Source organism: Geodermatophilus telluris (genome assembly GCF_900102745.1).
Classification (GTDB): Bacteria; Actinomycetota; Actinomycetes; order Mycobacteriales; family Geodermatophilaceae; genus Geodermatophilus; species Geodermatophilus telluris.
This window is the reverse complement of sequence record NZ_FMZF01000002.1, coordinates 887,053-912,404: the sequence shown is the minus strand read 5'-3', so window position 1 is coordinate 912,404 and position 25,352 is coordinate 887,053. Positions and strand designations below refer to the sequence as shown.

30 protein-coding genes and 1 other RNA gene are annotated in these 25,352 nt (G+C 75.5%); 9 read left to right on the top strand and 22 right to left on the bottom strand.

Annotated features, from left to right (window positions below; translation table 11 throughout):
• Positions 1 to 35: 35 nt before the first annotated feature.
• Positions 36 to 1,088: a potassium channel family protein gene (locus tag BLQ97_RS09685; protein ID WP_091365483.1), complete on the top strand. Its 1,053-nt coding sequence runs from the start codon at positions 36 to 38 to the stop codon at positions 1,086 to 1,088.
• Between the two features lie 4 nt (positions 1,089 to 1,092).
• Here BLQ97_RS09685 and BLQ97_RS23290 read toward each other — a convergent pair whose 3' ends face one another.
• On the bottom strand, positions 1,093 to 1,269 hold the full coding sequence (locus BLQ97_RS23290) for a hypothetical protein (protein WP_175471653.1): 177 nt from the start codon (positions 1,267 to 1,269) through the stop codon (positions 1,093 to 1,095).
• Positions 1,270 to 1,398: 129 nt separating this feature from the next.
• Here BLQ97_RS23290 and BLQ97_RS24200 point away from each other — a divergent pair, with 129 nt between their 5' ends.
• Positions 1,399 to 1,521 carry a DUF2868 domain-containing protein gene (locus BLQ97_RS24200; RefSeq protein WP_139173554.1) on the top strand — a complete coding sequence of 41 codons (123 nt, stop codon included), beginning with the start codon at positions 1,399 to 1,401 and terminating at the stop codon, positions 1,519 to 1,521.
• A gap of 2 nt (positions 1,522 to 1,523) precedes the next feature.
• Here the strand turns inward: BLQ97_RS24200 and BLQ97_RS09675 are convergent, their stop codons facing one another.
• Positions 1,524 to 2,078 (bottom strand): GNAT family N-acetyltransferase, encoded by a 555-nt coding sequence (locus BLQ97_RS09675; RefSeq protein ID WP_091365480.1) that lies wholly within the window; start codon positions 2,076 to 2,078, stop codon positions 1,524 to 1,526.
• A 13-nt stretch (positions 2,079 to 2,091) separates the two neighbouring features.
• Entirely contained in the window at positions 2,092 to 2,949 is an 858-nt protein-coding gene (locus tag BLQ97_RS09670) for an NAD(P)H-binding protein (RefSeq protein WP_091365479.1), read from the bottom strand.
• Between the two features lie 113 nt (positions 2,950 to 3,062).
• On the opposite strand from BLQ97_RS09670, the gene BLQ97_RS09665 reads away from it, so the two are divergent.
• Positions 3,063 to 3,257, top strand: coding sequence for a hypothetical protein (locus BLQ97_RS09665; protein ID WP_091365477.1), 195 nt, complete (start codon positions 3,063 to 3,065; stop codon positions 3,255 to 3,257).
• Positions 3,258 to 3,262: 5 nt separating this feature from the next.
• Here the strand turns inward: BLQ97_RS09665 and BLQ97_RS09660 are convergent, their stop codons facing one another.
• A complete protein-coding gene (locus BLQ97_RS09660) occupies positions 3,263 to 4,330 on the bottom strand; it encodes an alpha/beta fold hydrolase (protein ID WP_091365474.1) in 1,068 nt (355 codons plus the stop codon).
• A gap of 180 nt (positions 4,331 to 4,510) precedes the next feature.
• Between BLQ97_RS09660 and BLQ97_RS09655 the strand changes: the two genes are divergently transcribed.
• Positions 4,511 to 4,828, top strand: coding sequence for an EthD family reductase (locus BLQ97_RS09655; protein WP_091365472.1), 318 nt, complete (start codon positions 4,511 to 4,513; stop codon positions 4,826 to 4,828).
• 64 nt (positions 4,829 to 4,892) lie between these two features.
• Here BLQ97_RS09655 and BLQ97_RS09650 read toward each other — a convergent pair whose 3' ends face one another.
• Positions 4,893 to 6,308: a tannase/feruloyl esterase family alpha/beta hydrolase gene (locus BLQ97_RS09650; RefSeq protein ID WP_245692014.1), complete on the bottom strand. Its 1,416-nt coding sequence runs from the start codon at positions 6,306 to 6,308 to the stop codon at positions 4,893 to 4,895.
• A 312-nt stretch (positions 6,309 to 6,620) separates the two neighbouring features.
• Here BLQ97_RS09650 and BLQ97_RS09645 point away from each other — a divergent pair, with 312 nt between their 5' ends.
• Both BLQ97_RS09645 and BLQ97_RS09640 read left to right on the top strand, forming a co-directional pair.
• On the top strand, positions 6,621 to 6,842 hold the full coding sequence (locus BLQ97_RS09645; protein WP_091365470.1) for a hypothetical protein: 222 nt from the start codon (positions 6,621 to 6,623) through the stop codon (positions 6,840 to 6,842).
• Positions 6,843 to 7,145: 303 nt separating this feature from the next.
• The gene (locus BLQ97_RS09640; protein ID WP_217637117.1) at positions 7,146 to 7,688 is read left to right on the top strand and encodes a methyltransferase family protein; all 543 of its coding nucleotides are present in this window, start codon (positions 7,146 to 7,148) and stop codon (positions 7,686 to 7,688) included.
• A 22-nt stretch (positions 7,689 to 7,710) separates the two neighbouring features.
• Here the strand turns inward: BLQ97_RS09640 and ssrA are convergent.
• From ssrA to BLQ97_RS09610, 6 genes are all read right to left on the bottom strand, one after another.
• Positions 7,711 to 8,086: a transfer-messenger RNA gene (gene ssrA / locus BLQ97_RS09635) on the bottom strand.
• A 138-nt stretch (positions 8,087 to 8,224) separates the two neighbouring features.
• Entirely contained in the window at positions 8,225 to 9,361 is a 1,137-nt protein-coding gene (locus tag BLQ97_RS09630) for a magnesium and cobalt transport protein CorA (RefSeq protein WP_091365468.1), read from the bottom strand.
• Between the two features lie 268 nt (positions 9,362 to 9,629).
• Positions 9,630 to 10,163 carry a carboxymuconolactone decarboxylase family protein gene (locus BLQ97_RS09625; RefSeq protein WP_217637116.1) on the bottom strand — a complete coding sequence of 178 codons (534 nt, stop codon included), beginning with the start codon at positions 10,161 to 10,163 and terminating at the stop codon, positions 9,630 to 9,632.
• Entirely contained in the window at positions 10,160 to 11,041 is an 882-nt protein-coding gene (locus BLQ97_RS09620) for an SCO6745 family protein (protein ID WP_091365466.1), read from the bottom strand. The genes BLQ97_RS09625 and BLQ97_RS09620 overlap by 4 nt, the downstream gene beginning before the upstream one ends.
• A gap of 10 nt (positions 11,042 to 11,051) precedes the next feature.
• Positions 11,052 to 11,492: a GNAT family N-acetyltransferase gene (locus BLQ97_RS09615; protein WP_139173552.1), complete on the bottom strand. Its 441-nt coding sequence runs from the start codon at positions 11,490 to 11,492 to the stop codon at positions 11,052 to 11,054.
• Positions 11,492 to 12,505, bottom strand: coding sequence for a GNAT family N-acetyltransferase (locus BLQ97_RS09610; protein ID WP_245692013.1), 1,014 nt, complete (start codon positions 12,503 to 12,505; stop codon positions 11,492 to 11,494). The genes BLQ97_RS09615 and BLQ97_RS09610 overlap by 1 nt, the downstream gene beginning before the upstream one ends.
• 166 nt (positions 12,506 to 12,671) lie before the next feature.
• Between BLQ97_RS09610 and BLQ97_RS09605 the strand changes: the two genes are divergently transcribed.
• A complete protein-coding gene (locus BLQ97_RS09605; protein ID WP_091365460.1) occupies positions 12,672 to 12,992 on the top strand; it encodes a GYD domain-containing protein in 321 nt (106 codons plus the stop codon).
• 55 nt (positions 12,993 to 13,047) lie between these two features.
• On the opposite strand, the gene BLQ97_RS09600 is transcribed toward BLQ97_RS09605, so the two are convergent.
• The 9 genes from BLQ97_RS09600 to BLQ97_RS09560 form a co-directional block, all read right to left on the bottom strand.
• The gene (locus BLQ97_RS09600; protein ID WP_091365457.1) at positions 13,048 to 13,941 is read right to left on the bottom strand and encodes an amidohydrolase family protein; all 894 of its coding nucleotides are present in this window, start codon (positions 13,939 to 13,941) and stop codon (positions 13,048 to 13,050) included.
• A gap of 34 nt (positions 13,942 to 13,975) precedes the next feature.
• Positions 13,976 to 15,139, bottom strand: coding sequence for a serine hydrolase domain-containing protein (locus tag BLQ97_RS09595; protein WP_091365820.1), 1,164 nt, complete (start codon positions 15,137 to 15,139; stop codon positions 13,976 to 13,978).
• A 74-nt stretch (positions 15,140 to 15,213) separates the two neighbouring features.
• Complete coding sequence (locus BLQ97_RS09590; protein ID WP_091365456.1) at positions 15,214 to 16,137, bottom strand: NADP-dependent oxidoreductase; 924 nt, start codon at positions 16,135 to 16,137, stop codon at positions 15,214 to 15,216.
• A complete protein-coding gene (gene smpB / locus BLQ97_RS09585) occupies positions 16,134 to 16,610 on the bottom strand; it encodes an SsrA-binding protein SmpB (protein WP_091365453.1) in 477 nt (158 codons plus the stop codon). The genes BLQ97_RS09590 and smpB overlap by 4 nt, the downstream gene beginning before the upstream one ends.
• Before the next feature lie 10 nt (positions 16,611 to 16,620).
• Entirely contained in the window at positions 16,621 to 17,646 is a 1,026-nt protein-coding gene (locus BLQ97_RS09580; protein WP_091365451.1) for an acyl-CoA dehydrogenase family protein, read from the bottom strand.
• A 149-nt stretch (positions 17,647 to 17,795) separates the two neighbouring features.
• The gene (ftsX, locus tag BLQ97_RS09575; RefSeq protein ID WP_091365448.1) at positions 17,796 to 18,680 is read right to left on the bottom strand and encodes a permease-like cell division protein FtsX; all 885 of its coding nucleotides are present in this window, start codon (positions 18,678 to 18,680) and stop codon (positions 17,796 to 17,798) included.
• Positions 18,681 to 18,723: 43 nt separating this feature from the next.
• Positions 18,724 to 19,413: a cell division ATP-binding protein FtsE gene (ftsE, locus tag BLQ97_RS09570; RefSeq protein WP_091365444.1), complete on the bottom strand. Its 690-nt coding sequence runs from the start codon at positions 19,411 to 19,413 to the stop codon at positions 18,724 to 18,726.
• 109 nt (positions 19,414 to 19,522) lie between these two features.
• Positions 19,523 to 20,635: a peptide chain release factor 2 gene (gene prfB, locus BLQ97_RS09565; RefSeq protein ID WP_091365442.1), complete on the bottom strand. Its 1,113-nt coding sequence runs from the start codon at positions 20,633 to 20,635 to the stop codon at positions 19,523 to 19,525.
• 36 nt (positions 20,636 to 20,671) lie between these two features.
• Positions 20,672 to 21,088, bottom strand: coding sequence for a hypothetical protein (locus BLQ97_RS09560; protein WP_091365440.1), 417 nt, complete (start codon positions 21,086 to 21,088; stop codon positions 20,672 to 20,674).
• A gap of 98 nt (positions 21,089 to 21,186) precedes the next feature.
• Here BLQ97_RS09560 and BLQ97_RS09555 point away from each other — a divergent pair, with 98 nt between their 5' ends.
• Entirely contained in the window at positions 21,187 to 22,089 is a 903-nt protein-coding gene (locus tag BLQ97_RS09555) for an NADP-dependent oxidoreductase (protein ID WP_091365437.1), read from the top strand.
• Here the strand turns inward: BLQ97_RS09555 and cutA are convergent, their stop codons facing one another.
• A complete protein-coding gene (gene cutA, locus BLQ97_RS09550; protein WP_091365434.1) occupies positions 22,090 to 22,410 on the bottom strand; it encodes a divalent-cation tolerance protein CutA in 321 nt (106 codons plus the stop codon).
• A gap of 53 nt (positions 22,411 to 22,463) precedes the next feature.
• Here cutA and BLQ97_RS09545 point away from each other — a divergent pair, with 53 nt between their 5' ends.
• Positions 22,464 to 22,700, top strand: coding sequence for a hypothetical protein (locus BLQ97_RS09545; RefSeq protein ID WP_091365432.1), 237 nt, complete (start codon positions 22,464 to 22,466; stop codon positions 22,698 to 22,700).
• An 88-nt stretch (positions 22,701 to 22,788) separates the two neighbouring features.
• Here BLQ97_RS09545 and BLQ97_RS09540 read toward each other — a convergent pair whose 3' ends face one another.
• The gene (locus tag BLQ97_RS09540) at positions 22,789 to 25,059 is read right to left on the bottom strand and encodes a serine/threonine-protein kinase (protein ID WP_091365429.1); all 2,271 of its coding nucleotides are present in this window, start codon (positions 25,057 to 25,059) and stop codon (positions 22,789 to 22,791) included.
• Positions 25,060 to 25,352 lie beyond the last annotated feature (293 nt).

The following is a 25,352-nucleotide window of genomic DNA, read 5'->3' as shown; positions in this document are numbered from 1 at the left end:
CGCACCGCCGTCGCTCGCTATCGTCCGCGGACGTGATGGGCGGACACGCGGACGAGGACCCGCACACCGGGGTGCAGATCGCCCACGTGGAGCAGTCCCCGGTCCGGCAGGTGTGGCAGCGGGTCGTGCTGGCCGCGTTCTTCCTGGCGCTGACCGTGCTCATCGTGTGGCTGGACCGCGACTCCTACCGGGACGGCGACGAGGTCGGCATCGACCTGCTCGACGCGGTCTACTACTCCACCGTCACGCTCTCGACCACCGGGTACGGCGACATCACGCCGATCACCGAGGGCGCGCGGCTGGTCAACATCCTGTTCATCACGCCACTGCGCGTGATGTTCCTGATCGTGCTCATCGGGACCACGCTCGAGGCGCTCACCACGCGCTCGCGCGAGGAGTTCCGCATCCGACGCTGGAGGTCCCACGTGCGCCAGCACGTCATCGTGTGCGGCTACGGCACCAAGGGCCGCAGCGCCGTCCGGTCGCTGCGGGCCACCGGGACGCCGCTGGAGGACATCGTCGTCGTCGACGCCGACCAGCGGGCCGTCGACGAGGCCAACTCCATCGGGCTGACCGGGATCGTCGGCGACGCCGGGCGCACCGACGTGCTGCGCCGGGCGCACGTCGAGCGGGCCCGGGCGGTGATCGTCGCGGCCAACCGGGACGACGCGTCGGTGCTCATCACCCTCACCGTGCGCCAGCTCAACCCCAGCGTGCCGATCACGACCAGTGTCCGGGAGGAGGAGAACGCCCAGCTGCTGCGCCAGTCCGGTGCCGACACGGTCATCACGACCTCGGCGACCTCGGGGCGGCTGCTCGGCCTGTCGACCGACAGCCCGCGGGTGGTCTCCGTCGTCGAGGACCTGCTCACCGGCGGTCAGGGGCTCGACATCTCGCAGCGCACGGTGAACTCCGGCGAGGTCGGGCTCGGCCCGCGCGACCTGCGCGACATCGTGCTCTCGGTCACCCGCGGCGGGCGCACGCTGCGCTACGACGACCCGCTGATCGGCACGCTGCAGAGCGAGGACGTGCTGGTCGTGGTCCGCTCGCACGGGCCCACGGGCCGCGCCTTCGCGCGCGCCGAGTAGCGCCTCAGACCGGCAGGGCGGCCAGGTCGTCGGCCAGCCGGACGTCGGCCAGTACCAGGTCGGCGGCGGTGGTGTGCCAGCCGGCCACGAGCAGCAGCGGCCAGGGGGCCTCGTCGTCGGCCGAGGCGGTGGCGGCGACCAGGCCGGCCTGCGCGACGGCGCGGCACGCGATGGGGTTCATGCTCCCGGGATCGGCACCGACGGCGCCGCACTGGAGCCCGGTCGCGGACCTCACCCCGTGGGATGAGATCCGCCGGTCGCACCGGTCCGCCCCGCAGGGACACCGACGAGGTGCGGGGTCCCGCCGCCGATGACGGTCACCGGCATCCCCGACCACCTGCAGCAGTGGCGGCCGTTCCGGGAGGCACAGGGTCGCGGGCAGTTCGGGCGCTGGCTGATCGGCCACGAGCACCACTCGCCGCCGTCGACGTGAGGTCAGGCCCGCGGCACCCGGGCGACCGGCACGAAGCCGCGGCGGCGGTACCAGGACAGCGGCCAGTCGTCCTCGTCGGCGCCGAGCACCAGCCGGGTGACGCCGTCGGCGACGAGCAGGCGGCGGACCGCCTCGAGCAGGGCGTCCCCGCGCCCGGCCCCCCGGTGCCCGGGGAACACGTCGACCTCCTGCAGCCGAGCCGTCGCCGGGTCGGCGAGCAGCCGGAACGCGGCCACGGCCGCCACCGGGTCGCCGTCCGTCCCGGGGGCCAGCCACAGCTGGAGAGGGAGCCGTGCGGCACGTGCGCGGAGCCCGGCCACCATCGCCCGGGCGGCCGGCTCGTCCAGGCCGAGGCCCGCCTCCACGGCCACCCGCGCGTCGGCGTACCGCGCCCAGTCGGCGTCGGTGCCGCACGGGACGAGGTGCAGCGTCGAGGAGGCCAGCGGCGGTGCGGCGGAGCGGACGAGCAGCACCTTCGCCGAGCCGGGAGCGGCGGAGTCGGGCACGCCGGGCCGCAGCAGCCGCTCGGAGGCGATGGCGGCCTCGGCCGGGCCCACGGTGCGGGCGCCCTCAGTCCCGGGCGGCGCGGACCGCCTCGACCAGCGGGGTCACCTGGCGGCCGAGCAGCGCGGTGAGGGTCTCCTCGCCGGTGTCGAGCTCGCCGCGGGCGATGGAGGCGTCGATCCCGGCGACGAACCCGGCGGTGCCGGCGTCCATCCCGGCCTCCTGCAGCGCGGCGGCGTACTCGTCGGCCGGCAGGTCGCGGTAGCGCACCGGGGTGCCGGTGGCCTCGGTGACGGCCGCGGCCAGCTCGGCCAGCGTCACCCCGGGGCCGCCGAGCTCGAGCACGCCGCTGCCCTCCTGGTCGGCGAGCAGGGCGGTCGCGGCGGCGACGGCGTAGTCGGCCCGCGGCGCGACCGACACCCGTCCCTCCCCCGCGGCGCCGAGGATCTCGCCGCTCGCGAGGTACTGGTCGAGCTGGCGGGTGTAGTTCTCGACGTACCAGCTGTTGCGCAGGACCGTCGTCGGGACGCCGACCTCGCGCAGCACTTCCTCGGTCTCCCGGTGCTCGGGGGCGAGCGGATTGGTCGAGGTGTCGGCGTGCGCGATGGAGGTGTAGACGAGCCGCTGCACCCCGGCCGCGGCGGCGGCCTCGGCGACCGCGCGGTGCTGCGCCACCCGCGCGCCGGGCTCGCTGCCCGAGACCAGCAGCAGCCGGGTGACGCCGGCCAGCGCACCGGGCAGCGTCTCCGGCCGCGAGTAGTCGCCCTCGCGGACCTGCACGCCGCGGGCGGCGAGGTCGGCGGCGGCGTCGGGACGGCGGACGACGGCGACGACGTCACCGGCGGGGACGCCGCGGTCGAGCAGCTCCTCGACGGCGCGTCGGCCCAGTCCTCCGGTGGCTCCGGTGACGGCGTACGTGGTCATGCGGTGCTCCTCGGGTGCGGCAGGGTCTCCGCCGGGGGCCAACTGGAGGGGACGGCCGGCCATTCCGCGGGTAGGAGCGTCGGCGACGTCCCCGACCCCCACCGGGAGGACCCGTGACCGAGCGACAGAGCGCCGTCGACCACCCCCGCAGCGACGACACCAAGGGCCGCGACCGGCACGACGGCGAGGACACCGCCGGGGTCAGCGAGCTGGTGGGCACCGCCGAGGCCGACGACGTGCAGGCCCAGGGCGCGGCACCGAACGCGCCGGGCGGGGCCGTCCCGGCCCCGCCCGGTGACGGGAGCTGAGCGGGTCAGACCGCCGTGTCGAGCAGCTCCCCGAGGTTGCGGTCGACCGCGGCCAGGTAGGTCTGCTCGAAGCCGAACAGGCCGAAGTGGCCCGCGATGCTGGGCAGCACGCGCAGCTCGCTGTCCTTGATCATCGCCTGCTCGGCGGCGCAGTCGCGCACCGGGAAGAACATGTCCTCGTCGATCGGCATGACGAAGGTCTTCGCGGTGATCCGGCCCAGCGCCGCGGCGAGGTCCCCGCCGGTGTTGCGGGCGACGTCGCCGCGCTGCCACTTCCAGCCCATGGACAGCAGCGCGTTGGGGTCCATGGCCGCGAAGGTGGCCTGCACGAACCGCTCCTGGAACTCCTCGAACGTCGACCAGGTGACGTCGGGCAGCTGCACCCCACGCCAGAACTCCGTCTTCCAGAACTCCGTCGAGAGCCCGAGCACCGCCCAGATGTCGGCGTGCCGGCGCAGCCCGCCGGCGACCTCGGTGTGCGAGCGGTACTCGCCGCCGTTCCACCCGGGGTCGGAGGTGATCGCGTCCATCAGCGTGCGGGTGAAGAGGAAGTCGTGCGGGGTGTTCTGCGCGGTGCCGGCGATGGGGGCGGCGCGCAGCACCTGGTCGGGGTAGCGGACGGCCCACTCGTAGGTCTGCTGCGCGCCCATCGAGCCGCCGACCACCAGCGCCCACCGCTCGATGCCGAACAGCTCCGCGGCCAGCTGCTGCTGCGCGCGGACGTCGTCGCCGATGCGGACCTGCGGGAAGCGGGACATGGCGATGTCGCCGTCGGTGTTGTGCGGTGAGGTCGACAGCCCGTTGCCGATCTGGTTGACCACCACGATGAACCAGCGGGTGGGGTCCAGCGCGCGGCCGGGGCCGATGTAGACCTGCTCCCAGGTGGCGTGCGTGCCGCTGAACCAGGTGGGGATGAGGACCGCGTTGTCCCGGGCTGCGTTCAGCTCGCCGTAGGTGGCGTAGGCCAGCTGGAGGTCGGGGATCCACCCGCCCTCCTCGAGGTCGAAGCCGCCCAGCGAGTGCAGCTGGTAGGCGCCCTGCACCTCGGGCGTGTAGAAGGCGTTCTCGATCACGGCGGCTCCTCTGCTCAGGCGGGTGACGCGGGTCACTCTGCCGGACGTGGCCGTCTCGGGACCAGCCCGTCGTCCGAGCCCGGACACCCGGTGGACGGCGGGTCTAGCGTCGGCCTCCCAGCACCGACGACCGCGGCCGCCGCGTCCTGCCGCGGCGGTCGCCGGAGAGGCAGGACGACGATGTTCACGGTCACCTTCGTGCTCCACGAGAAGCCCGGCACCGACCGCGCCGAGGCGCTGCGCTACTGGCGGGAGACGCACGGCCCGATCGCGGCGAAGGTGCCCGGCGTCCGCCGCTACGTGCAGCAGCACGCCGTCGGCGCGCCCGAGGGCGACCCGCCCTTCCTGGGCGTGGCCAGCCTGTCCTTCGACGACCAGGACGCCTTCGCCGCCGCCGGGCAGTCCGCGGAGTTCGCCGCGGCCGTCGCCGACGTGGACAACTTCGCCGACCCGGCGCTGGTCACCGCGTTCACCGAGGACGTGGTGATCGTCGGCTGATCGTCGGCCGGGGGACCCGGGGCGGACGTCGTCCGCCCCGGGACCCCCTCGAGTGACCGGCTGCTCAGCCCAGCGAGCAGGTGTCCAGCAGCGCCGGGTCGGTCGCGACCACCCCGGCCGGGCGCGGGACCGTCGTGCTCGCCGGCGGCGGCGCCTCCTCCTCGACCCACGCCGTCAGCGCGTCGAAGGCGGTGCGGAAGCAGGGCAGCATCGGCCGCAGGTGCAGCGGGTCGAGCGCCACCAGGCTGTCGACGTGGTTGCCGCCCTCGATGCGGTAGTACCGGTGCAGCCGGTCGCGGTGCTGGTCGGCGACCATCTCGGCGTAGACGTCGCTGTCGGTGCCGATCGGGAGCAGGGTGTCCAGCGTGCCGTGCAGCGTGAGCAGCGGCTTCTTGATCTTCCCGGTGAGGCTGATCCGGGCCAGGGCGTCGTGGACGTCCTGCGACCGCGGGTCGGCGAACCAGGTGTCGTAGCCGGCGTCGCTCGGGCAGGGCGCCAGGATGGCGGGCAGCGTCGCGCCGGCCGTCGGTCCCGGGCACGCCGGGTCGTACGCCGGGTCGAACTCGGCCCGGTAGGTCTTCTGCGTCAGCCCCCAGTAGACCTGCCTGTGGTACTCCCACAGCGGCTCGGAGCCGCGCGCGAACCCGGCGGCGTACATGTCCTCGGCACCGGCCTGACCCAGGGTGTAGCGCACCGCGGTGGGCAGGTAGGTGAACAGGTTCGGCCCGTCCGGGGTGAACAGGGTGCCCTCCCAGTCGACGCCGCCGTCGTAGAGGTGCGCCCGGTTCTCCAGCTGCCACCGCACCAGGTAGCCGCCGTTGCTGATGCCGGCCACGTAGGTCCGCTCCGGCGCCCGGCCGAGGTGCTGGCGCAGGGCGGCCTTCGCCGCGACGGCGAGCTCGGTCACCCGGTCGTGCCACTCCATGACGGCGTCACCGGGCGCGACGCCGTCCCGGTAGAAGTCGACGCCGTTGTTGCCCTTGTCCGTCGAGGCGTAGGCGAAGCCCTGGGCCAGCACGGAGTCCGAGACCAGGAAGTCCGAGGCGTACTGCTTGCGGGTGCCGGGCGCGCCGGTCACCACGAGGCCGCCGTTCCAGTCGTCGGGGATGCGCAGCACGAACTGGCTGTCGTGGTCCCAGCCGTGGAGGGTGTTGGAGGTGGACGTGTCGGGGAAGTAGCCGTCGACCTGCAGCCCCGGCACGCCGGTCGGGTTCTGCGTGCCGGGCACGTGCAGCCCCGTCCAGTCCGTGACGTCGGTGTACTGCCCGGGCGGGGCCGTCTGCAGGCCGGCCGTGGTCAGGTCGGGCAGGCAGGCGGTGACGCTGTGCTCCGCGCCGGGGACCTCGACGGCGTCGTCCGCCGTGCAGGGCCGCGGTCCCGCGCCCGGGCCCCCGGGTGCGGCCGCGGCCGGGGCCGCCTGCAGCGCGAGCGCCGCGGCGATGCCGAGGGTGGTCAGTGTGGTGCGTCTGCGCTGTGACACGAGGACTCCCTTGTCCGCGACCGTCCGGCGGTGTTCCGGGTCACAGACTGCGACTGCTCGACGGAGGGCGACAGGTGTCCGCCGCACAGTCACCGGTGGGCCGGGTGTGTGCCGTGCACACACGCCGACTCCCACGGACGAGGCCGCTGCCGGGGACCGGCCACCTCGACCCGCCCGGACCTCCTGCGCCCGACCTCGATCCTGCCGTTCATCGGCAAGCAGGTGTCCCCCGAGATCTCCGACCGGGCCCCTCGATCCCCGCGCGGTGGGAGGGCAGGATCGTGGACGACGACACCTCGGGAGATACCCGGTATGACCACCGTCCTCATCCGCGCCGTGCAGCCGGACGCAGCCGGAGGCGTCCTCGGCCCACCTCGCACCCCACTTCCCGAGGCGGCGCCGACCGTCCGGGTGCGCCGCGGGGACGTCCGCGTCCGTGCCCGCAGCACGGACACCGCCGCCGCCCGCGACGACGTCATCGACCAGTGGGGGCGGCACTCGTTCCCCGCGAGCGACCCACCCGCCAACTGGTGACGCCGGCGGCCCGCCGGCGGACCGGTCCCCCCGCCCGCCGCCCGGCGGGCCGGACGAGAGGAGCAGAGAGATGGTCACGCAGGACCTCGCCCGCCTGAAGCAGGACCTCGACGGCCGGAGGCTGTCCCGCTGGCGATCGACGCTGGGGATGGCGGTCCCGGCCGCTGCGCTCGCGTCGTTCGACGGCGCGCCGCGCGACGCGGGGCCCTCGCGCGCCGACGCCGCCGAGGCGGGCCGCGACCGACGCCTGCCGGCCGCGCGCTGGGTGACCACCGCGCTGCACACCCTGGCAGGGTTCGACCGGTGGACCGCGTGCGCGTGCGCTCCTGGGTCGGCACGACGGTGTTCCTCCTGCTCGCGCCCGGCGTCGTCGCCGGACTCGTCCCGGGGCTGATCTCGGGGTGGCGGATCCCCTGGAGCGGCGGCTGGGCGTCGCCGGTCGCCGTGGTGGCGGGCGCCGGGATCGCCGCCGGGGCGGTCGTGCTGCTCGACGCGTTCGTCCGGTTCGCCCGGGCCGACGGGACGCCCGCGCCGCCGGCGCCGACCGCCCACCTCGTCGTCGTCGGGCCCTACCGCCACGTGCGCAACCCGATGTACCTCGCGGTGCTGGCGATCGTCCTCGGGCAGGCGCTGCTGTGCGGGAGCTGGGGGACGCTCGTGTACGCCGGCGTCGTCCTGGTCGCCGTGGTGCTGTTCGTGCTGGGCTACGAGGAGCCCACGCTGGAGGCGGAGTACGGCGACGAGTACCGGGACTACCGGCGCCACGTGCGGGGATGGGTCCCGCGGCTGCGCCCGTGGCGCCCGGCCGCCACCGGGCCCGGACGCACGGAGGGCCCGGTCGGCTGACCGGGCCCTCCGTGTGGGACAGGGGTGGAGGTGGCGGGAATCGAACCCGCGTCCTGCGACGCATCACCAGGGCTTCTCCGAGCGCAGTCCGCTGTGCCTCTGCTCGGCCCTCCCGATCGCACGAACACGTCGAGATGACAGGCCCAGTCGCTGTGAGGTGTCCCGTGCGCGCCCGCGACCGGCACGCACGGTGAGTCATCTAGCTGATGCCAGACACCGGGCCGATGACCGAACCCGGGCTGACAGCGTCACACTCGCTGATCAGGCAGCGAGGGCGTACGCGCGCTGACTCTTGTCGGCGCTTGTGTGTTTTCCGACGCGTGGTTAACGAGCTCATCGTCGGCTTCCTCGGCTCGCTTCCCCTGGTCACCCGACCGCAGTCGAGACCATTCACCCCCTGTGCAGTTGTGCACCCATCCTAACCGGGCAGGCCACCGCGGTGTTCCCCGCCGCTCCCGGCACCCGTGATCACCGGCAGGTGGCGGCTCGACACGCCGGTGGGGGCAGCCACTCGCCGATGATCGCGGGCGGCCGCCCTAGATCCAGTCGCGGCGCTTGAAGACGGCGTACAGCGTCAGGCTCACGCCCAGCATCAGCACCAGCGCGAACGGGTAGCCGAGGTGCCACGACAGCTCGGGCATGTCCGCGAAGTTCATCCCGTAGACCGTGCCCACCAGCGTCGGCGCGAACAGGATGGCCGCCCAGGCGGAGATCTTCTTGACCTCCTCGCCCTGCGCGATCGAGGCCTCGGTGAGCTCGCGGATCTCCTCGTTCTGCCGCTGCGCCACCAGCGTCGCGTTGACGGTGAGGATGTCGCGCAGCTGCTGGCGGAAGCCCTCCACCCGCTCGTTGACCTGCACGACGTGGTCGGCGACGTCGCGCAGGTAGCTGCGCAGGTCCTCGTCGACGCCGTACTTGTCGAACCCGGCGGTGATCGCGGCGAGGATGCCGGTCAGCGGCCGCGCGGCCCGCTGGAACTCCAGCACCTCCTGCGACAGCTCGTAGATGCGCCGCGAGACGCCCGGGTCGCCGCGGAAGACCTCGGTCTCGATCTGCTCGATGTCGTTGGCCAGCCCCAGCACCACCGGCGTGTACCCGTCGACGACGGCGTCGAGGATCGCGTAGAGGACCGCCTCGCTGCCCTTGGCCAACAGCGCCGGCTCGCTCTCCAGCCGGCGCCGCACGCGGGCCAGGTCGGGCGACTCGCTGTGCCGCACGGTGATCGCGAACTGCCGGCCCAGGAACAGGTGCAGCTCGCCGAACTCGACCTGCTCGACGGCGTCGAGGTAGCGCGCGGCCTTGAGGACGACGAACAGCGTGTCGCCGTAGCGCTCGAACTTCGGCCGCTGGTGGGCCTGGATGGCGTCCTCGACGGCGAGGTCGGGCAGGCCGTACTGCTCGGCGAGCTCACCCAGCTCGGCCGGCTCGGGCCGGTAGAGGCCCAGCCACACCATCCGGTCGTCGAAGCCCTCGGTCAGCCAGTCGTGGCTCTCGGCGGCCGACCCGGGGGTGGCCACGCGGCGGCCGCCGGCGTAGACGGCGTTGTCCACCAGCCGCGACTGGCGCTCCGGCTCGGGCGGCGGCGCGGGGACGACGACCCGGCGGGGCGGGGCCGGCCGGGGACGGCGCCCGAGGGCGAGGGCGGAGAGGGGGGCGAGGCGGCGGTCGGCCATGACGGGCTCCCGGGGACGCTGGACGGCGAGGACACAGCTGCGGTCCTCGCCGCGACTCCGCACCGGGCGCGCGGCGACCGGGGGGCTAGCGGGCGAGGACCTCGGGACTGGGACTGGGGGGTTCGCTGCGCACGGCGCTCTCCCTCCCTCCCGTCGGTGGCGGCCGGCGTCGCGCGGGCCGTCGTCCATCGTGACACGCGGTGCCGGCCCGGGCCCACCGGGAGGGGACGACGTCACCCGCCGTCCACCCGCCGTCCACCCCGGCGTGTCAGCCGGGGACCTCCCCGTCGGAGGGCGGCACCCCCAGCGCCACCAGGAAGCGCGACACCATGCCGTAGCCGCCCACCAGCACCGCGAGCTCGACCACCTGGCGGTCGTCGAGGTGCTCCCGCACGCGGGCGAGGACCGCCTCGGGCACGGCGACGTCCCGCGTGGAGGCGTCGGTGAAGGCGAGGACGGCGGCCTGCACCGGCGACCACACCGGCTCGGCGGTGGCGTCGGCGGCGCGCAGCACCCGCAGGTGCAGGTCGGTGAGCCCGGCCCGGCGGGCGATCGGCTCGTGCGACGTCCACTCGAACTCCGCCGCGTTGAGCACCGCCACGCGCAGCACGACGAGCTCGCGCAGGTCGGCCGGCAGCGTGGTGGCCCCGCGCAGCGCGCCCAGCAGCGCGTTCCAGCCCTCGGCGACCGGTGGGCTGTGCAGCAGCAGCCGGTCGAGGGTGGTCAGCACCCCGCCGCGGCGCGCCCGCAGCAGGTCGGCGGCAGGTCCCTCGGCGGGCCCGTCGGGCAGCCGGGCGCTCACCGGCCGGCGAAGACCCCGGCGGGGTAGGCACCGGCGGCCACGATCGTGCCCGACAGCTGCTTGCCGAGCGCGACGACGCGGGCGGTGCGGTCCGGTCCGAGGTGCCGCCAGGGCGTGAGCGACAGCGCGTCGGTCTCGGCCTCCAGCTCGCCGCGCAGCCGCTGCCCGGCCTCGGTCAGCGAGCGGCCGTCGACCAGCCCGCGCTCGGCCAGCCGGGCCCACCCGGCGGCCCACTCCTCGTCGGTCCAGCCGCGCAGCGTCTGGGCGACCGGCTCGAGGAACGCCCGGCCCGTGGCGACGTGGGTCTGCAGCGCCTCCATCCCCGACAGGCCGTGCCGCACGAGGACGGCGACGTGCCCGTCGCCGCGCCACTCCCGCAGCAGCGTGGCGGCGTGCCAGAGCCGGGTGACCGCGTCCTCGGGCCAGGGCAGGTCGGCATGCCCGGCGTAGAGCGGGCGGCCCTCGGCGGTCAGCACCGAGCAGGCGTCGGCGAGCAGGTCGCCGAGCTCGGCCACCTCCGGCGCGGCCGCAGCCTCCTCCCCGCCGAGCAGCCGGGTGAGCGAGGCGCGGGCGGCGGCGGCGCGGGCGGTGACCACCTGCTCCGGGGAGGCCAGCGTCCACGCGCGCGGGACGTGGCGGGCGACCACCGCCGGGGAGAAGTTCGAGAACGTCGCCGTCACCACGCCCGGGCCGACCGCGCCCATGGGGGCGGCGCGGCCGGCGAAGTAGACCATCCGCCCCGGGCGCAGGCCGGCCGCGGTGAGGTGCTCCTCGGTCTCCGGCACGAAGTACACGTGGTTGTGCAGCGGCTCGACCGCGCGGTGGGCCCGCCCGGCCACCGCGGGGTCGACGGACGCGGGCTGATCGACGCTGACCATGCCGGCGACCCTAGCGAGCGGCCCGGGCCGCCCGACGGAGGAGGAGGCACTCGCCGTCCTCGCCGGCCGGTGCGAAGCCGGCGGACGCGTAGAGCGCGCGGGCGGGGTTGTCCCGGTGCACGCCGAGCCGGACCTCGCCGTGCCCGGCGGCCGCGGCCTGGGCGGCGCAGGCCTCCAGCAGCCGCCGCCCGTAACCGCGCCGGCGGAACGGCGGCAGCACCTGCACGGTCACCACCAGCGCCGCCCCGTCGGCAGGCGTCCACGCGACGAACCCGGCGGTCTCCCCCTCGACCTCCAGCACGGTGGTGCGGCCCACGTCCTCCCGCCACAGCGCCCGGTTGCGGTCGAGCGCGGCGGTCCAGGCCGCGAGCTGCCCGGGCTCGACGTCCCGGACGTAGGCCCGCTCGGCCTCCTCGACCAGCGGCAGGTCGGCCTCCGTGGCCGGGCGCATCACCCGGCGGCCGGCGGGACGGCGTGGGACCAGGCGGTGCGGGTCCGCACGGTGCGGAACCCGACCCGCTCGTAGAGGGCCAGCGCGCCGGTGCTGTTCTCGCTGTCGACGTCGAGGGCGGCCCGGCCGCAGCCCGCCCGCGCGGCGGCCCCGAGCGACGCGGCGATGGCGGCGGTCGCCACGCCGGTGCCCCGGGCGGCGGGCAGGACGCCGATCTGGCCCAGGTGCACGGTCGGCACCCCCGTGGCCCGGGTGTCGGCCTCGTACACGTAGCCCAGCACGTACCCGGCCACCGCGCCGTCGCGGAGTGCCAGCACCGACAGGTCGGGGCGGAACGCCCGCTGCCCGGTGAACCAGCTGCGCCAGGCCTGCTCGTCGCGCTCGGTGGAGCCGTGGTGGGCGGTGAAGGCGGCGTTGTGCGCGCGGCGGACCTCGTCGTCGCGGTCCCAGGTGAAGGGCACCAGCTGCACGCCGGCGGCGGGGCGCCCCTCCGGCAGGTCGGCCAGGTCGCGCTCCATGGCGTGGTACCAGCGCTCCGCGGTGAAGCCCGAGCGCTCGAACAGCCGGGCGGCCGAGGTCATCGCCGGGTAGGCCGCCGCGACCAGCCGGCCCGGGAGTCCGGGCGGTGCGTGCTCGGCGTGCTGCTCGGTGCCGCGCCGCACCTGCCAGGCCAGCAGCGCCCGCCCGACGCCGCGGCCCCGCCACGCGGGGTCCACCCGGCCCTCGCTCCAGATGCGGAGGGCGTCCCGGCCGCCGCGCGGGGCGATCGACGTCGCCCAGCCCACCAGCCGCCCCTCGGCGGTCACCACCGCCCGGCCGTCGCGCGGGAGGTCGACCAGCTCGCGGCCCCACCACTCGGTGAGGTCGTCGGCGTCCTCGTGCTCGCCGGTGTCGTCGACGGCCTCGGCGGCGGCCAGCAGCTGCGCCGCGGCGTCCGCGTCGTCGAGGGTGAGCGGGCGGGCGGTGAGGCCGGCGGGGAGGCCGGTCACGTCGGCGGGCAGCACGTCGGGCACGGGACGCGAGGGTAGGTCGGGGTGGGCGGCGTCGCGACCGGTTTCCCGTCCCGACGCTGCGTCGCCGCCACGCCGGTCCTGTGGCGCCGGTGCCGGAGGACCTGTGCCGCGCCGGGACCCGTCGGCAGCATCGACCGGGCACGGGGGTCGAGCCCGGGAGGTCGAGATGCCCCGCTTCCTCTTCATCGCCGACTACGCACCGGAGGGCGCACAGGCGGTCCTCGCGGCGGGCGGCACCGCGCGGCGCGCGGCCATCGAGAAGATGTGCGCCGGTGTGGGCGGCCGGGTGGAGACCTTCGACTTCGCCTTCGGCACCGACGACGTCTACTCGATCGTCGAGCTGCCGGACGCCCGGACCGCGGCCGCCGTGGCGCTGACCATCAACGGCAGCGGGGTGGCGCGGCTGCGCACCGTCGTGCTCATGACGCCCGAGGAGGTCGACGCGGCCGGGCAGATCCGGCCGGACTACCGGCCTCCGACCGCCTGACCCGCTGGACGGGCGCGCCGGTCCCCCGGCCGAGGGGACCGGCGGCGGCCGAGCCTCACCCGGCCACCCCGAACAGCCGGGCGCCGTTGTGCCAGAGCACCGCGCGCAGCCAGTCGTCGCCGAGGCCGAGGCGGGACAGCGCGGCGAGCTGCTCGGCGTAGGGGTAGGGGATGGACGGGAAGTCGCTGCCCAGCAGCACCTTGTCGCGCAGCGCGGCCAGCCGTGGCCGGTCGGCGGGGTCGAAGGGCATCAGCCGCTCGGTGAAGTCGGTGGCGAACATGGTGGTGTCCAGGTGCACCCGCTCGTACCGCTCGGCCAGGTCGAGGAACTCCCGGTACTCCGGCATGCCCAGGTGGGCGACGACCAACTGCAGCCGCGGGTGGCGCTCGAGCAGGCCGGTCATCGGCGCCGGCCCGGTGTGCTCGCCGCGCAGCGGACCCGACCCGCAGTGGATGACCACCGGAGTGCCGCTCTCCGCCAGCCGGGCCCAGACCGGGTCGAGCAGCGGGTCGCGCGGGTCGAAGGCGCCGACCTGCACGTGCACCTTGAACACCCGCACGCCGCGGTCGAGCGCCTCGGCCACGTAGCGCGGCGCCTCGGGCTCGGGGAAGAACGTCGCCGACGACAGCACCTGCGGGTGCGCGGCGGCGAACTCGTGCGACCAGTCGTTGAGCCAGGCGGCCATCCCCGGCTTGTGGGGGTAGGGCAGTGTCGGGAAGGCCCGGACGCCGAGCTGGGTGAGGACGGCGAGCCGCTCGTCCTCGGGCAGCGCGTAGTGCACCGGCCACGCGGCGCCGTAGTGCGTCTCGGCGGCCTCGAAGTAGGACCAGACCTTGGCCTGCACCCGCTCGGGCAGGAAGTGCACGTGCACGTCGACCAGCCCGGGCAGCCCGAGCTCCCGCCAGAACCGCGGGACGTCGGCGTCGTCGACCGGTGGATCGCAGCTCACCCGAGCGAACGTAGCGGCGGCCCGGGGACCGGGCTCACCGGTGTCCGGCGACGGCGGCGCAGGTGGCCAGCTCGAACACGGCCCGCAGGTGCGGGAACAGCTCCGGCGCACCGGCGGGGGTGAGCTGCCCGGTGACCGAGACGGTGACCGTGCGGGCGCCGTCGGCGGTGGCGGCGGCGAACTGGGTGTAGCCGGCGGTGTTGCCGGTGTGGCCGAACACGGTGCCGCAGCGGGTGTCGTACCGGAACACCCCGAGGCCGGCGGAGTTCTCCCCCGGGCCGGGCGGCTCCGACGAGCCCGGCCGGACGGTGAGCTGCTCGGCCCGGGTCTCCGGGTCGGTGAGGTCGCCGCGGACGTGGGCGCCGATGAACCGGGCGAGGTCGGCCGGGGTGGACACGATCCCGCCCGAGGCCCACGACCAGCCCGCGGCGATCGCCGTGCTCACGTCCTCGGGCGGCTGCTCGGAGACGTCGTAGCCGTGCAGGTACGGGCTCGGGAGGTCCGACCCGGCCGGGAGGCCCGTGGCCCGGAGCCCGGCGGGTCGCAGCACCAGCGCGGCGAGCACCTCGGCGTAGGGACGGCCGGTGGCCGCCTCGACGACGAGGCCGGCCACGACGTTGTCGGAGTTCGAGTACCGGTACTCCGAGCCCGGCGCGAACAGCAGGGGCTCGTCCTCGGCGTGGGACAGCAGCTCCCGCGGCGGTGGCGGGTCCTGCAGCGACGCCAGCAGCGCGTCCACGAAGGCCTCGCTCCGGCTGAAGTCCGGGATGCCGCTGGTGTGCCCGAGCAGCTGGCGCAGGGTGACCGGCTGCCAGGCCGGCGGCAGGTCCGGGCGCCAGGTGCCGACGGGGTCGTCCAGGGAGAGCACACCGCGGGACACCAGGGTCAGCACCGTGGCGGCGGTGAACGCCTTGGCCACGCTGGCGACCCGCACGGCGTCCCCGGCCGCGGGCGGGCGGCCGGTGGCGAGGTCGGCGACGCCCGCGGTGAGGACGTCGAGGTCCCCGTCGCGGCCCAGCGTCACGATCGCGCCGGGCGGGCCGCCGGGCTGCCGCACGAGGTCGCTCAGCGCGGCCTGCAGCTCCGCGGTGTCCGGCGTCCGCGCGGTGTCGGCGACCGCCGTCGCCGGGACACCGGCCAGCGCCACCGCCGTGACCAGCGGGACCAGCAGGGACAGCGCACGCCGAGGCCCGGGCATGCGGGCAGGCTGCTCGCCCGGCGGGCTCCCCGGGAGGCCGGTGCCCCGGCGGCCGGTCGCCACGCCGGGTGTGGTCAGCGGAGGGTGACCACGACCTTGCCGCGCACGTGCCCGCCGGAGACCAGCTCGTGCGCCTCGGCCAGGCGCTCCAGCGGGAACGCCCGCGCCACCGGCACCCGCAGCTGCCCGGCGTCGGCCATCCGGGCGAGCTCCTCGAGGTGCTCGTGCTCCGGCCGGACGAAGACGTAGCGCCCGCCCATCTGGCGCACCGAGGGGTCGACGACGCTGGCGATGCGCACGGGGTCGCGCACCTGCGCCGGCGCGTCGGCCAGGGTCTCCCCGCCGACCAGGTCGAGGACGGCGTCGACCGGCTCGGACAGCTGCCCGCTGACCGGCCCGGCCGAGTAGTCGAGCACCTCGGCGACGCCGGCGTCGGTGAGGAAGCCGTGGTTGCGCGGGCTGGCGGTGCCGACCACGTGCGCGCCCAGGGCGACGGCGATCTGCACGGCCAGGAACCCGACGCCGCCGGCCGCCCGGTGCACCAGCACGCGCTCGCCCTCGCCCAGCTCGAGCGCCTCGGTCAGTGCCTGGTAGGCGGTCATCCCGGCCAGCGGCACCCCGGCGGCCTCGGCGAACGACAGCGACGAGGGCTTGCGCGCCAGGCAGCGCTGCGGGGCGGGCACCAGCTCGGCCGCCGTCCCCCACTGGACGTCGTCGCGGCGGACGTAGCCGTACACCTCGTCGCCGGTGGCGAAGCCGGTCACCGCGGGACCGGCCACCTCGACCACCCCGGCGACGTCCCAGCCGGGCACGATCGGGAAGTGGTGCGGGAACGCGCCGGCCAGCCCGCCCTCCCGGATGAGCAGGTCGACCGGGTTGACCGCGCTGGCGTGCACCCGCACCAGGACGGTGTCGGGACCGACGGGCGGGTCGGGCAGGTCGTCGCGGAGGTCCAGGACGTCGGCGCCGCCGAAGCGGTCGTAGGCGATGCCCCTCACCGACGTCCCTTCACGTAGCGGCCGAAGGCGCGCTGGATCTCCCGGCGGGAGTCGCGCTCGGCCAGGTCCTGCCGCTTGTCGTAGGACTTCTTGCCTCTGGCGAGCGCGAGGGTCGCCTTCACCTTGCCGTCCTTGAAGTACAGGTCCAGCGGCACGAGCGTCAGGCCGCCCTCGCGGGTCTTGCCGATGAGCTTGTCGATCTCCTCGCGGTGCATGAGCACCTTCCGCTTGCGCCGCGGGGCGTGGTTGGTCCAGGTCCCCTGCGTGTACTCGGGGATGTGCACGTGCTGCAGCCACACCTCGCCGCCGTCGACGGTGGCGAAGCCGTCGACCAGCGACGCCCGGCCGGCCCGCAGGCTCTTCACCTCGGTGCCGGTGAGCACCAGGCCGACCTCGTAGGTGTCGAGGATCGAGTAGTCGTGCCGCGCCTTCTTGTTCTGGGCGATCAGCTTGCGCCCCTGTTCCCGCGGCATGGACCCCAGGTTACTGCCGGGGACCCGCCGCGCTGATCTCGCGCCGGAGCTGCCCGTACGTGGGGGCCTGCACGGGCAGGAACGCCGCCTCCCGCACGCGGCGGGCGGTGCCGCTGCCGGCCAGGTACCCCGCCCCGCCGGCGACCGCGGTCTCCAGCCGCACCGCCTCGGCGGCGACGTCGAGCGCGGCCAGCCGCAGCCGGGCGAGGTCGCCGGGGCCGACGCCCACCCGGTCGCCGGCGAGGTCCTCCAGCCGCCGGGCAAGGTCGTCGCGGCGCTCGGCGAGGGCGTCGCCGTCGGCCCGCAGCACGGCGGGGAGGTGCTCCTGGGCCGCGGCCAGCGCCGCGTCGGCGAGGCCGAGTGCCAGGGCGGTCTGCAGCAGCATCATCGCCGGGCGGCACACGGCCATGAACGCGCTCAGGTCATCGCCGAGCACCTGTCCCGGGCCGACGGCGACGCCGTCGAGGTGCAGCCCGCCGGTGCCGGTGCCGCGCAGGCCCAGCGTGTCGTGCGGCCGGGTCGGCGTCACGCCGGGGTCGGTGCGGCGGAAGAGCACGACCAGCCGGCCCTCGTCGGCCGTGCGGGCGGGGGCGACGACGACGGCGTCGTCGAAGAGGTTCGACGCCCAGCCCACGGTCCCCGACAGCCGCCAGCCGGCGCCGTCGCGGACGGCCGTGACCGGGAGCGTGCCGGTGCCGGCGAGGTCGGCGACCGCGGGGGCCAGCGCGGTGGCGCCGGGCACGGTGCCCGCGCGCAGCGCGGCGAGCAGGCCGTCCGGCGGCGCGGGCGGCGGGAAGCAGCGGAGGTACTCGAGCACCATCCGCTGCGACCACGCGGAGAAGGCGGTCGACAGCGACACCGCGGCGAGCTGGCGCAGCATCCGCACCGAGGCCAGCAGCGCCTCGGTCGGGTCGTCGTCGTCCGCGCCGAACGCGCCGACCTCCCCCAGCCGCCGCAGGGCCGGGCGGACGTCGGCCCGGCCGGTGTCGAGGTCGTCCGCGGTGTCGTGGGCGGTGGCACCAGCCGTCGTCGTCACGTCCCTCCCCTACCCGCCGCGGGCCGGTGACGCGCACGGGTGTCGGACCGGGCGCGGGGCCCGGAGGGCTCCCGACGGGTCCGACGGAGGGGCTCAGCGCGACCGGGGGACGGCACCTGGCCGCGGTGGGAGGCCGGAGGCCGACGGTGTCACAGCCGGACGTAGAGGCGCAGGGTCACGTAGGCGGCGACCGCGGCCAGGCCCACGCCGGCGGCGGCGATGATCGGGCTGATCGTGGCGATCGCGCTCCAGTCGACCGGCGGGATGATGCCGGCCTTGATCGGCCCGGCCAGCGTCTTGTCGACGAACAGCACCTTGGTGAGCACCAGCCCGCCGACGGCGAGCAGCGCGCCGATCAGCCCGGCGAGCGCGGCCTCGAGGATGAACGGCAGCTGGGTGTACCAGCGCGAGGCACCGACCAGCCGCATGATGTTGGTCTCGTTGCGCCGGTTGAAGGCCGCCAGCTGGATCGTGTTGGAGATCAGCAGCAGCGCGGCCAGCGCCTGGACGACGGCCACCGCGATCGTGGCGTTGCGGGCGCCGTTGAGCAGGCTGAACAGGCGGTCGAGGAAGTCGCCCTCGTCGCGCACCTGGTCCACGCCGTTCTGCCCGTTGGGGAACTCCGCGGCGACGACCGAGTAGCGCTCGGGGTTGACCAGCTCGACCCGGAAGCTCTCCGGCAGCGCGTCCGGCGGCGTGTTCTCGACCAGCTCGGGCTGCTGGGAGAACTGCTGCTGGAAGCGCTCGTAGGCCTCCTCCTTGGACTCGTAGACGAAGCTGGCCACCTCGGGCGAGTCCGACAGCTGCGTCTCGATCGCGGTGCGCTGCTCGTCGGTGACGTCGTCGGCCAGGAAGATGGAGACCTGCACCTTGTCGTAGTAGATCTCCTTCATGTCGGAGATCATCCCGGCGATGAGCAGGCCGGTGCCCATGAGACCGAGCGAGATGGCCGTGGTCAGGATCATCGCGACCGTCATGGTCAGGTTGCGACGCAGCCCGGTGGCCACCTCGGAGAGGACGAAGTTGACGCGCATGGGTTCCCTTGCGTGAGGTGCAGGTCGGCGGTGGGGCGGGGACCTAGCGGCCGACGCCGTAGACGCCGCGCGACTGGTCGCGGGTGATCTGGCCGCCGTTGAGCTCGATCACGCGGCGGCGCATCGAGTCGACGATGTGGTAGTCGTGCGTCGCCATGATCACCGTGGTGCCGGTGCGGTTGATCCGCTCCAGCAGCAGCATGATCCCCTCGCTGGTCTCGGGGTCGAGGTTGCCGGTGGGCTCGTCGGCCAGCAGCACCAGCGGCCGGTTGACGAACGCGCGGGCGATCGCCACCCGCTGCTGCTCGCCACCGGAGAGCTCGTGCGGCAGCCGGGCGGCCTTGCCCTCGAGGCCGACCATCTCCAGCACCTCGGGGACGACGCGCTTGATGGTGCGGTGCGGCTTGTTGATGACCTCCAGGGCGAAGGCCACGTTCTCGGCCACGGTGCGGTTGCGCAGCAGCCGGAAGTCCTGGAAGACGCAGCCCATCGTGCGGCGCAGCTTGGGGACCTGCCACTTGCTCATCGTGTTCAGCGTCTTGCCGTTGACGACGACCGTGCCGCGGGTCGGGTCGTCCTCCTTGAGCAGGAGGCGCAGGAAGGTCGACTTGCCCGAACCCGAGGAGCCGATGAGGAAGACGAACTCCCCCTTGTCGATCTCGGTCGACACGTCATCGAGGGCCGGCCGCGCGCTGGCCGGGTAGAGCTTGGTGACGTGTTGCAGTTCGATCACGAGGGGCCACGGTACCTCTCCGGGGGCTCCCCACGACCCGTTCGCCGCGAGTCGGCCCGGCGCGTCCCCGACGGGACGGCGCGCCGGGGGGCGGTGGCGCCGGTCCGCGTCAGGACGCGGCGACGGTCTCCTGCTGACGGCGCCAGCGGATGCCGGCCTCGATGAAGGAGTCGATGTCCCCGTCGAGGACCGCGCTGGTGTTGCCGGTCTCCTGCTCGGTCCGCAGGTCCTTGACCATCTGGTACGGGTGCAGCACGTAGGAGCGCATCTGGTTGCCCCAGCTGCTGCCCTCCCCCTTGAGCGCGTCCATCTCGGCGCGCTGCTCCTCCTGCCGCTTGACCAGGAGCCGGGCCTGGAGGACCCGCAGCGCCGCGGCGCGGTTCTGGATCTGGCTCTTCTCGTTCTGGCAGGAGACGACGATCCCGGTGGGCAGGTGGGTGATCCGGACGGCGGAGTCGGTGGTGTTCACGCTCTGCCCGCCCGGCCCCGAGGACCGGAAGACGTCGATGCGGATCTCGTTCTCCGGGATCTCGACGTGGTCGGTCTGCTCGACCACCGGCAGCACCTCGACACCCGCGAACGACGTCTGCCGCCGTCCCTGGTTGTCGAAGGGCGAGATGCGCACCAGCCGGTGGGTGCCCTGCTCGACCGAGAGGGTGCCGTAGGCGTAGGGCTGCTTGACGGCGAGCGTGGCCGACTTGATGCCGGCCTCCTCCGCGTAGCTGATGTCCATCACCTCGACCGGGTACCTGTGCCGCTCCGCCCAGCGCAGGTACATCCGCATGAGCATCTCGGCGAAGTCGGCGGCGTCGACGCCCCCCGCCTCCGAGCGGATGGTGACCAGCGCCTCGCGGGCGTCGTACTCGCCGTTGAGCAGCGTGCGGACCTCGAGCTCGTCGATCTCCTTGCGCAGCGCGGCCAGCTCGCGCTCGGCCTCGGCGGCGGTGGCCTCGTCGGACTCCTCCTCGGCCATCTCGTGCAGCACGCCGACGTCGTCGAGGCGGCGGCGCAGCTCCTCGACCCGGCGCAGGTCGCCCTGCAGGTAGGACAGCCGGGAGGTCAGCGCCTGGGCGGCCTCGACGTCGTTCCAGAGGTCGGGCGCGGCCGCCTGCTGCTCCAGCTCGGCGACCTCGCGGCGGAGCCGGTCGACGTCGATGACGGACTCGATGCTCTGCAGTGTCGTGTCGAGCTCGTCCAGGACGACGGCGAAGTCAGCGGCCACGTCGACCCAGGGTAGTGCGCCCCGCGCTCGGGGCGGTCAGCCGATCCGCTCGGCCATCCACCCGGGGACGGCCTCCGGCGGCCGGGGGAAGGCCTGAAGCTCGGCGACCAGCGCCTCCCGCGGCACGGGCGGGCCACCGGGCTCGGCCTCGGCGTTGAACAGCGGCAGCAGCCGGCCCGACGAGCGGTCGAGGGTCATGTCCGTCTGCAGCCAGGTGCCGCGCTCGGGGGTCCACATGACCCGCTTGAGCTCCTCGACGGTGGTGCGGACGGCGGCGGGCACCGCCACGGGGACCCGCCCGTCGGCGGACTCCGCCGTGAGGTCGTCGCGGCGGACGTCGCCGACCACCACCGCGCGGTAGCGCAGGCGGCCGGCACCGGCCGGCAGGGCGGCCAGCAGGGCGGCGCCGAGGTCGCGGAGGACGGCGGTCGTGTCGCGGGCGGCCGGTGTCACGCCGCCATCCTCGCAGCGGCCGGCGGGCCGACCGGGAAGGGCGCGGCGGTCCCCGCGGTTGCAGCCGGACGTCGTCCCACGTCCGGGAGGTGAGCGCCGTGCGCGCCGTCGTGCACAGCCAGTACGGGGACCCCGAGGCCGTCCTGTCCGTCCGGGAGGTCGAGGAGCCGCACGCCGGGCCGGGCGCGGTGCGCGTCGCCGTCCGCGCGGCGAGCGTGAACCCGATCGACTGGAAGGTCGTCTCGGGTGCGATGGCCGGCGGCCGGCCGCTGGCGGGCCCGCGGGTCCCCGGGGCCGACGCGGCCGGTGTCGTCGACGAGGTCGGCGCGGGCGTCACCGGCGTGCACGTGGGCGACCCGGTGTTCGGCCTGGGCTCGGCCACCGCCGCGGAGTTCGCGGTGCTGCGCGCGTGGGCGCCCAAGCCGCCGAACGCGTCCTTCGAGGAGGCCGCCGGGCTGGGCGTGGCCGGCGAGACCGCCGTCCGGGTGCTCGACCTGCTGGGCCTGCGGACCGGCCGCACGGTCGTCGTCGACGGTGCCAGCGGCGGGGTCGGCAGCTGCACCGTGCAGGTCGCGGTCAGCCGGGGCCTGGTCGTCGTCGGCACGTCGAGCCCGGCCAACGCCGACTTCGTCCGCTCGCTCGGCGCGGTCCCCATCCCCTACGGCGAGGGCCTGGCCGACCGGGTGCGCGAGGTGCTGCCCGACGGCGTGGCCGGCGCGGTGGACACCGTCGGGCGCGGCTCGGTGCGCGACCTCGTCGCGCTCACCGGCGACCCCGGGAAGGTGGTCACCATCGCCGACTTCGGCGCGGCCGAGCTCGGCGTGCAGGTGACCACGGGCGGGGGCGACGCCGGCCCGCGGCTGGCCGAGGTCGGTGAGCTGGTCGCGCAGGGCCGCCTCCGGCTGCCGGTCGCGGAGGTGTACCCGTTCGAGCGGGCGGCCGAGGCCCACCGGCGCAGCCGCGAGGGGCACGTGCGCGGCAAGCTGGTGCTGGTGCCCTGATCAGGGCTCGCGCGTCTCGGCGAGCACCCAGCGCAGGTACTCGGGGCTGCCGCCGGCGACGGTGAGGGCGAGCACGCAGGGGACGTCGTAGGGGTGCAGCTCGGCGGTGCGGGCGGTGAGCGCCGGCACCAGCGCGGCGCGGGTGTGCAGCGCGACGCGGGCCTCCGGCTCGTCGTGCACCCGCCCCTCCCACCGGTACACCGACCGGATCGGGACCAGCTGGTGCCCGCAGGCGGCCAGCCGCTCCTCGACCAGCGTCCGGGTGTACCCGGCCAGCCAGTCGGCGTCCGGACCGGTGACGACCACCTCGACGACGTCCACGGGGTCATCCTGCGGGGTGCGTGCGGCGGCCCGCGCCGGGTAGGTGGCCGCCCATGAGCGACGACCTGACACTCGACATCGACGGCGAGCGGTACGTGCTGCGCAAGGGGGACGAGGGCCTGCGGGTGGGCCGCACCGTCGGCGGCGACGTCACCTGGCTGGACGACGTCGACCCCGGCCTGCTGCCCGAGGACGCGCGTGCGGCGCTGGCCGAGGGCGACTCCTCCAGCGAGGCGCTGCGGACCGCGGTGAACGGCATCGTGCAGGCCGAGATCGAGCGCGGCGGCTGACCGCGCTCCCACCGAGCGGCCGCCCGGTCCCGCGCCGGACCGGGCGGCCGCCGTCGCGTCGACGGGAGACCCCGCAGGACACCGCGGGTCAGTACGGCGCGGTGTTGTAGAACGCCGCGTCCAGGTCGGCGATCGAGTGGCCGACCCACTCGACGTAGACCTCCATCAGCCGCCGCTCGGGTTGGACGAAGCCCCACGCCTCCCAGGCCCGGTCGGTGCCCGGTGGGCCCTGCCGGTACCACCCGCCGCCGTCGATGCCCTGCGGTGCCGACGGGTCGGCGATCTCGTCGAGCTGCGCGATCCGCTCCTCCAGCGCCGCCTGGTCCGGGTACTGGGTGAGCTCGAGGTAGAGGCCCGACGGGTACGTGCAGGCGATCCCCGCGGCGGCCGGGGACGAGCTGCGCGGCTCGTAGGTCTGGCACGTGGCGTCGCTCCACCCGCCGGGACCGGGGGTCTCGGGCAGCAGGTCGCGGAAGGCCGCCGCGAGGTCGGCCGCAGCCAGCCACGGGCTGACCTCCTGCACGAGGGACGCGGTGGACGAGGGCGCGTCCCCGTCCTCGTCGACGGCCACGACCGAGTAGTCGTGCGTGCCCGGGGGCGGGTCCTCGTCGAGGAAGGACGAGCCGGCGGCGCTGCGCTCGAGCACGTCGTCGTCCCGGTGGACCTCGTAGCGCTCGGCGTTGTCGACCGCCGTCCAGGAGAGGGCCACGCCGGTCATCACGACCTCGGCGGTGAGGTCACCGACCGGGTGCAGCGCGCTGACCACCGTCTCCCCCGTGGTCAGGGCCGAACGCTCACCGTCCCCGGCGACGGCGGCCACGGAGTAGGTCACGCGGGCTCCGCTGCCCGCCCCGGTGTCCAGGTAGGTCGTGGCGTCCGACCGGTCGAGCAGGACCCCGTCGCGGTGCACCTCGTAGGCGACGGCCCCCTCGACCGGCTGCCACCGGAGCTCGACGCCCTCGGCCCCGGCGTCCGCCGCGAGGGAGGGCGGGCGGTCAAGCGCCCAGGGCCGCCAGACGACGATCCCGACCGCCGCCGCGGCGAGCAGCAGCAGGACGGCGAGCAGCCACGGCCAGCGGCGGGGTGCCCGCGAGCCGGTCCCGGACGCCCGCGCACCGCCGGTGTGCGACCCGTCGGGAGGCGGGCCACCGGGATGGGTGCCGCCGGCGTACGGGCCACCGGGGTACGGCCCCCCGGCGTAGGGCCCGCCGGGGAGTGGCTCACCGGGGTGCGGGCCGCCGGGGTACGGGTCGGTGGGGTACCGGCCCCCGGCCCAGCCGCCCGGCCCGGCCTGCGGGCCGGGGTCCGTCGTCCCCCGCCCGTCCCAGCTCCCGCCGGCGGCGGCCGGCGACCCGACGGCGGGCTGCGGCGGCCACGACGGCGGGCCCGGAGGAGGGGGTGAGGACTGCGGGGACCGGTCCGACCAGGGGTCGGGGTGCGCGGCCGTGCCCACGCCGGCCGGGGCGGGGCTGGGCACCGGGGTCGGGGCCGGCACCGGTGCCGGTCCCACGGTCGTCGGCACCGGCGCGAGCGCGTCGCGCACGGCCGCGGCGAGGGTGGTGCAGGAGGGCGGGCGGTCGGCCGGGTCCGCGGCCAGGGCGCGCTGCAGCACCTCCCGCAGCCCCGTCCGGCCGGGGGGCAGCGCGTCCCAGGTCTCGGGCCGGGGACCGGCGAGGACGGCGCCCATGAGGACCAGCGGCGAGGCGTGGGGGAACACCCGCTGCCCGGTGAGCAGCTCGAACACCACGCAGCCGAGCGCGTACACGTCGACCGCCCCGGTGACGGGACGCTCGAGCAGCTGCTCGGGAGCCGCGTACGGCAGGCTGGCGAGCAGCGCGCCGGTGTCGGTGAGCTGCCGGGTGGCCTCGCTGGTGTGCGCGATGCCGAAGTCCCCGAGGAAGGCGCGCTCCCCGGTCACACCGCGCTTCGACAGCAGGATGTTGGCCGGTTTGACGTCGCGGTGCACCAGGCCCATCGCGTGGGCGTGGTCGAGCCCGTCGGCGACCGCCTCCAGGATGCCGACGGCGCGGGCCGGCGTCATCGGGCCCTCCCGGCGCAGGACCTGGTCGACGTCGGCACCGTCGACGAACTGCATCGTCAGCCACAGCCGGCCCTCGTCGCAGCCGCGGTCGTGCACCCGCACCAGCGCCGGGTGGTCGAGCGTGCAGGCCAGCTCGGCCTCGCGCTCGAAGCGCGCGGCGTACCCGGGGGCGGAGGACAGGTGCGGGTGGATGACCTTCATCGCGTCCTGCCGCGGCAGTCGCGGGTGCTGCACGAGGTACACCGACCCCATGCCCCCGACGCCGAGCTGCCGCAGCACGCGGTAGCCGGCGAACACCGTCCCGGCAGTGAGCTCCATCCCCGCTCCCCGATGCCGATCCCGGCCGCTGCCGTCCCGGCGGAGGCGGCCCCGTCCGGCGGACGGTAGGCCCGCCCCGCACGGGGCCGGAGTCCGTCGCCCCGCCGCCGGCCCGCCCCGCCCGTCCGCGCGCGTGCCGTCACGGTGCCCGTCAGGGCCGACGCGGAAGGTCACCGCCGCGTGGGACCTCCGACCCGCCCCGGCGGCACCCGCCCGCCCTAGCGTGGGACCGGACGCCGAGGCAGCGGCGTCCGGCCGCCGGCCTCGTCGGCCGGCCCGCCCCGGGAGGCACC

What these genes read in the sequence shown, in the direction of transcription:
- BLQ97_RS09685 (WP_091365483.1), top strand. Translation starts at nt 36, where the DNA reads ATGGGCGGACACGCGGACGAGGACCCGCACACCGGGGTGCAGATCGCC.
- BLQ97_RS23290 (WP_175471653.1), bottom strand. Translation starts at nt 1,269, where the DNA reads ATGAACCCCATCGCGTGCCGCGCCGTCGCGCAGGCCGGCCTGGTCGCC.
- BLQ97_RS24200 (WP_139173554.1), top strand. Translation starts at nt 1,399, where the DNA reads ATGACGGTCACCGGCATCCCCGACCACCTGCAGCAGTGGCGGCCGTTC.
- BLQ97_RS09670 (WP_091365479.1), bottom strand. Translation starts at nt 2,949, where the DNA reads ATGACCACGTACGCCGTCACCGGAGCCACCGGAGGACTGGGCCGACGC.
- BLQ97_RS09655 (WP_091365472.1), top strand. Translation starts at nt 4,511, where the DNA reads ATGTTCACGGTCACCTTCGTGCTCCACGAGAAGCCCGGCACCGACCGC.
- BLQ97_RS09645 (WP_091365470.1), top strand. Translation starts at nt 6,621, where the DNA reads ATGACCACCGTCCTCATCCGCGCCGTGCAGCCGGACGCAGCCGGAGGC.
- BLQ97_RS09630 (WP_091365468.1), bottom strand. Translation starts at nt 9,361, where the DNA reads ATGGCCGACCGCCGCCTCGCCCCCCTCTCCGCCCTCGCCCTCGGGCGC.
- BLQ97_RS09620 (WP_091365466.1), bottom strand. Translation starts at nt 11,041, where the DNA reads ATGGTCAGCGTCGATCAGCCCGCGTCCGTCGACCCCGCGGTGGCCGGG.
- BLQ97_RS09615 (WP_139173552.1), bottom strand. Translation starts at nt 11,492, where the DNA reads ATGCGCCCGGCCACGGAGGCCGACCTGCCGCTGGTCGAGGAGGCCGAG.
- BLQ97_RS09605 (WP_091365460.1), top strand. Translation starts at nt 12,672, where the DNA reads ATGCCCCGCTTCCTCTTCATCGCCGACTACGCACCGGAGGGCGCACAG.
- BLQ97_RS09595 (WP_091365820.1), bottom strand. Translation starts at nt 15,139, where the DNA reads ATGCCCGGGCCTCGGCGTGCGCTGTCCCTGCTGGTCCCGCTGGTCACG.
- smpB (WP_091365453.1), bottom strand. Translation starts at nt 16,610, where the DNA reads ATGCCGCGGGAACAGGGGCGCAAGCTGATCGCCCAGAACAAGAAGGCG.
- ftsX (WP_091365448.1), bottom strand. Translation starts at nt 18,680, where the DNA reads ATGCGCGTCAACTTCGTCCTCTCCGAGGTGGCCACCGGGCTGCGTCGC.
- BLQ97_RS09545 (WP_091365432.1), top strand. Translation starts at nt 22,464, where the DNA reads ATGAGCGACGACCTGACACTCGACATCGACGGCGAGCGGTACGTGCTG.
- BLQ97_RS09540 (WP_091365429.1), bottom strand. Translation starts at nt 25,059, where the DNA reads ATGGAGCTCACTGCCGGGACGGTGTTCGCCGGCTACCGCGTGCTGCGG.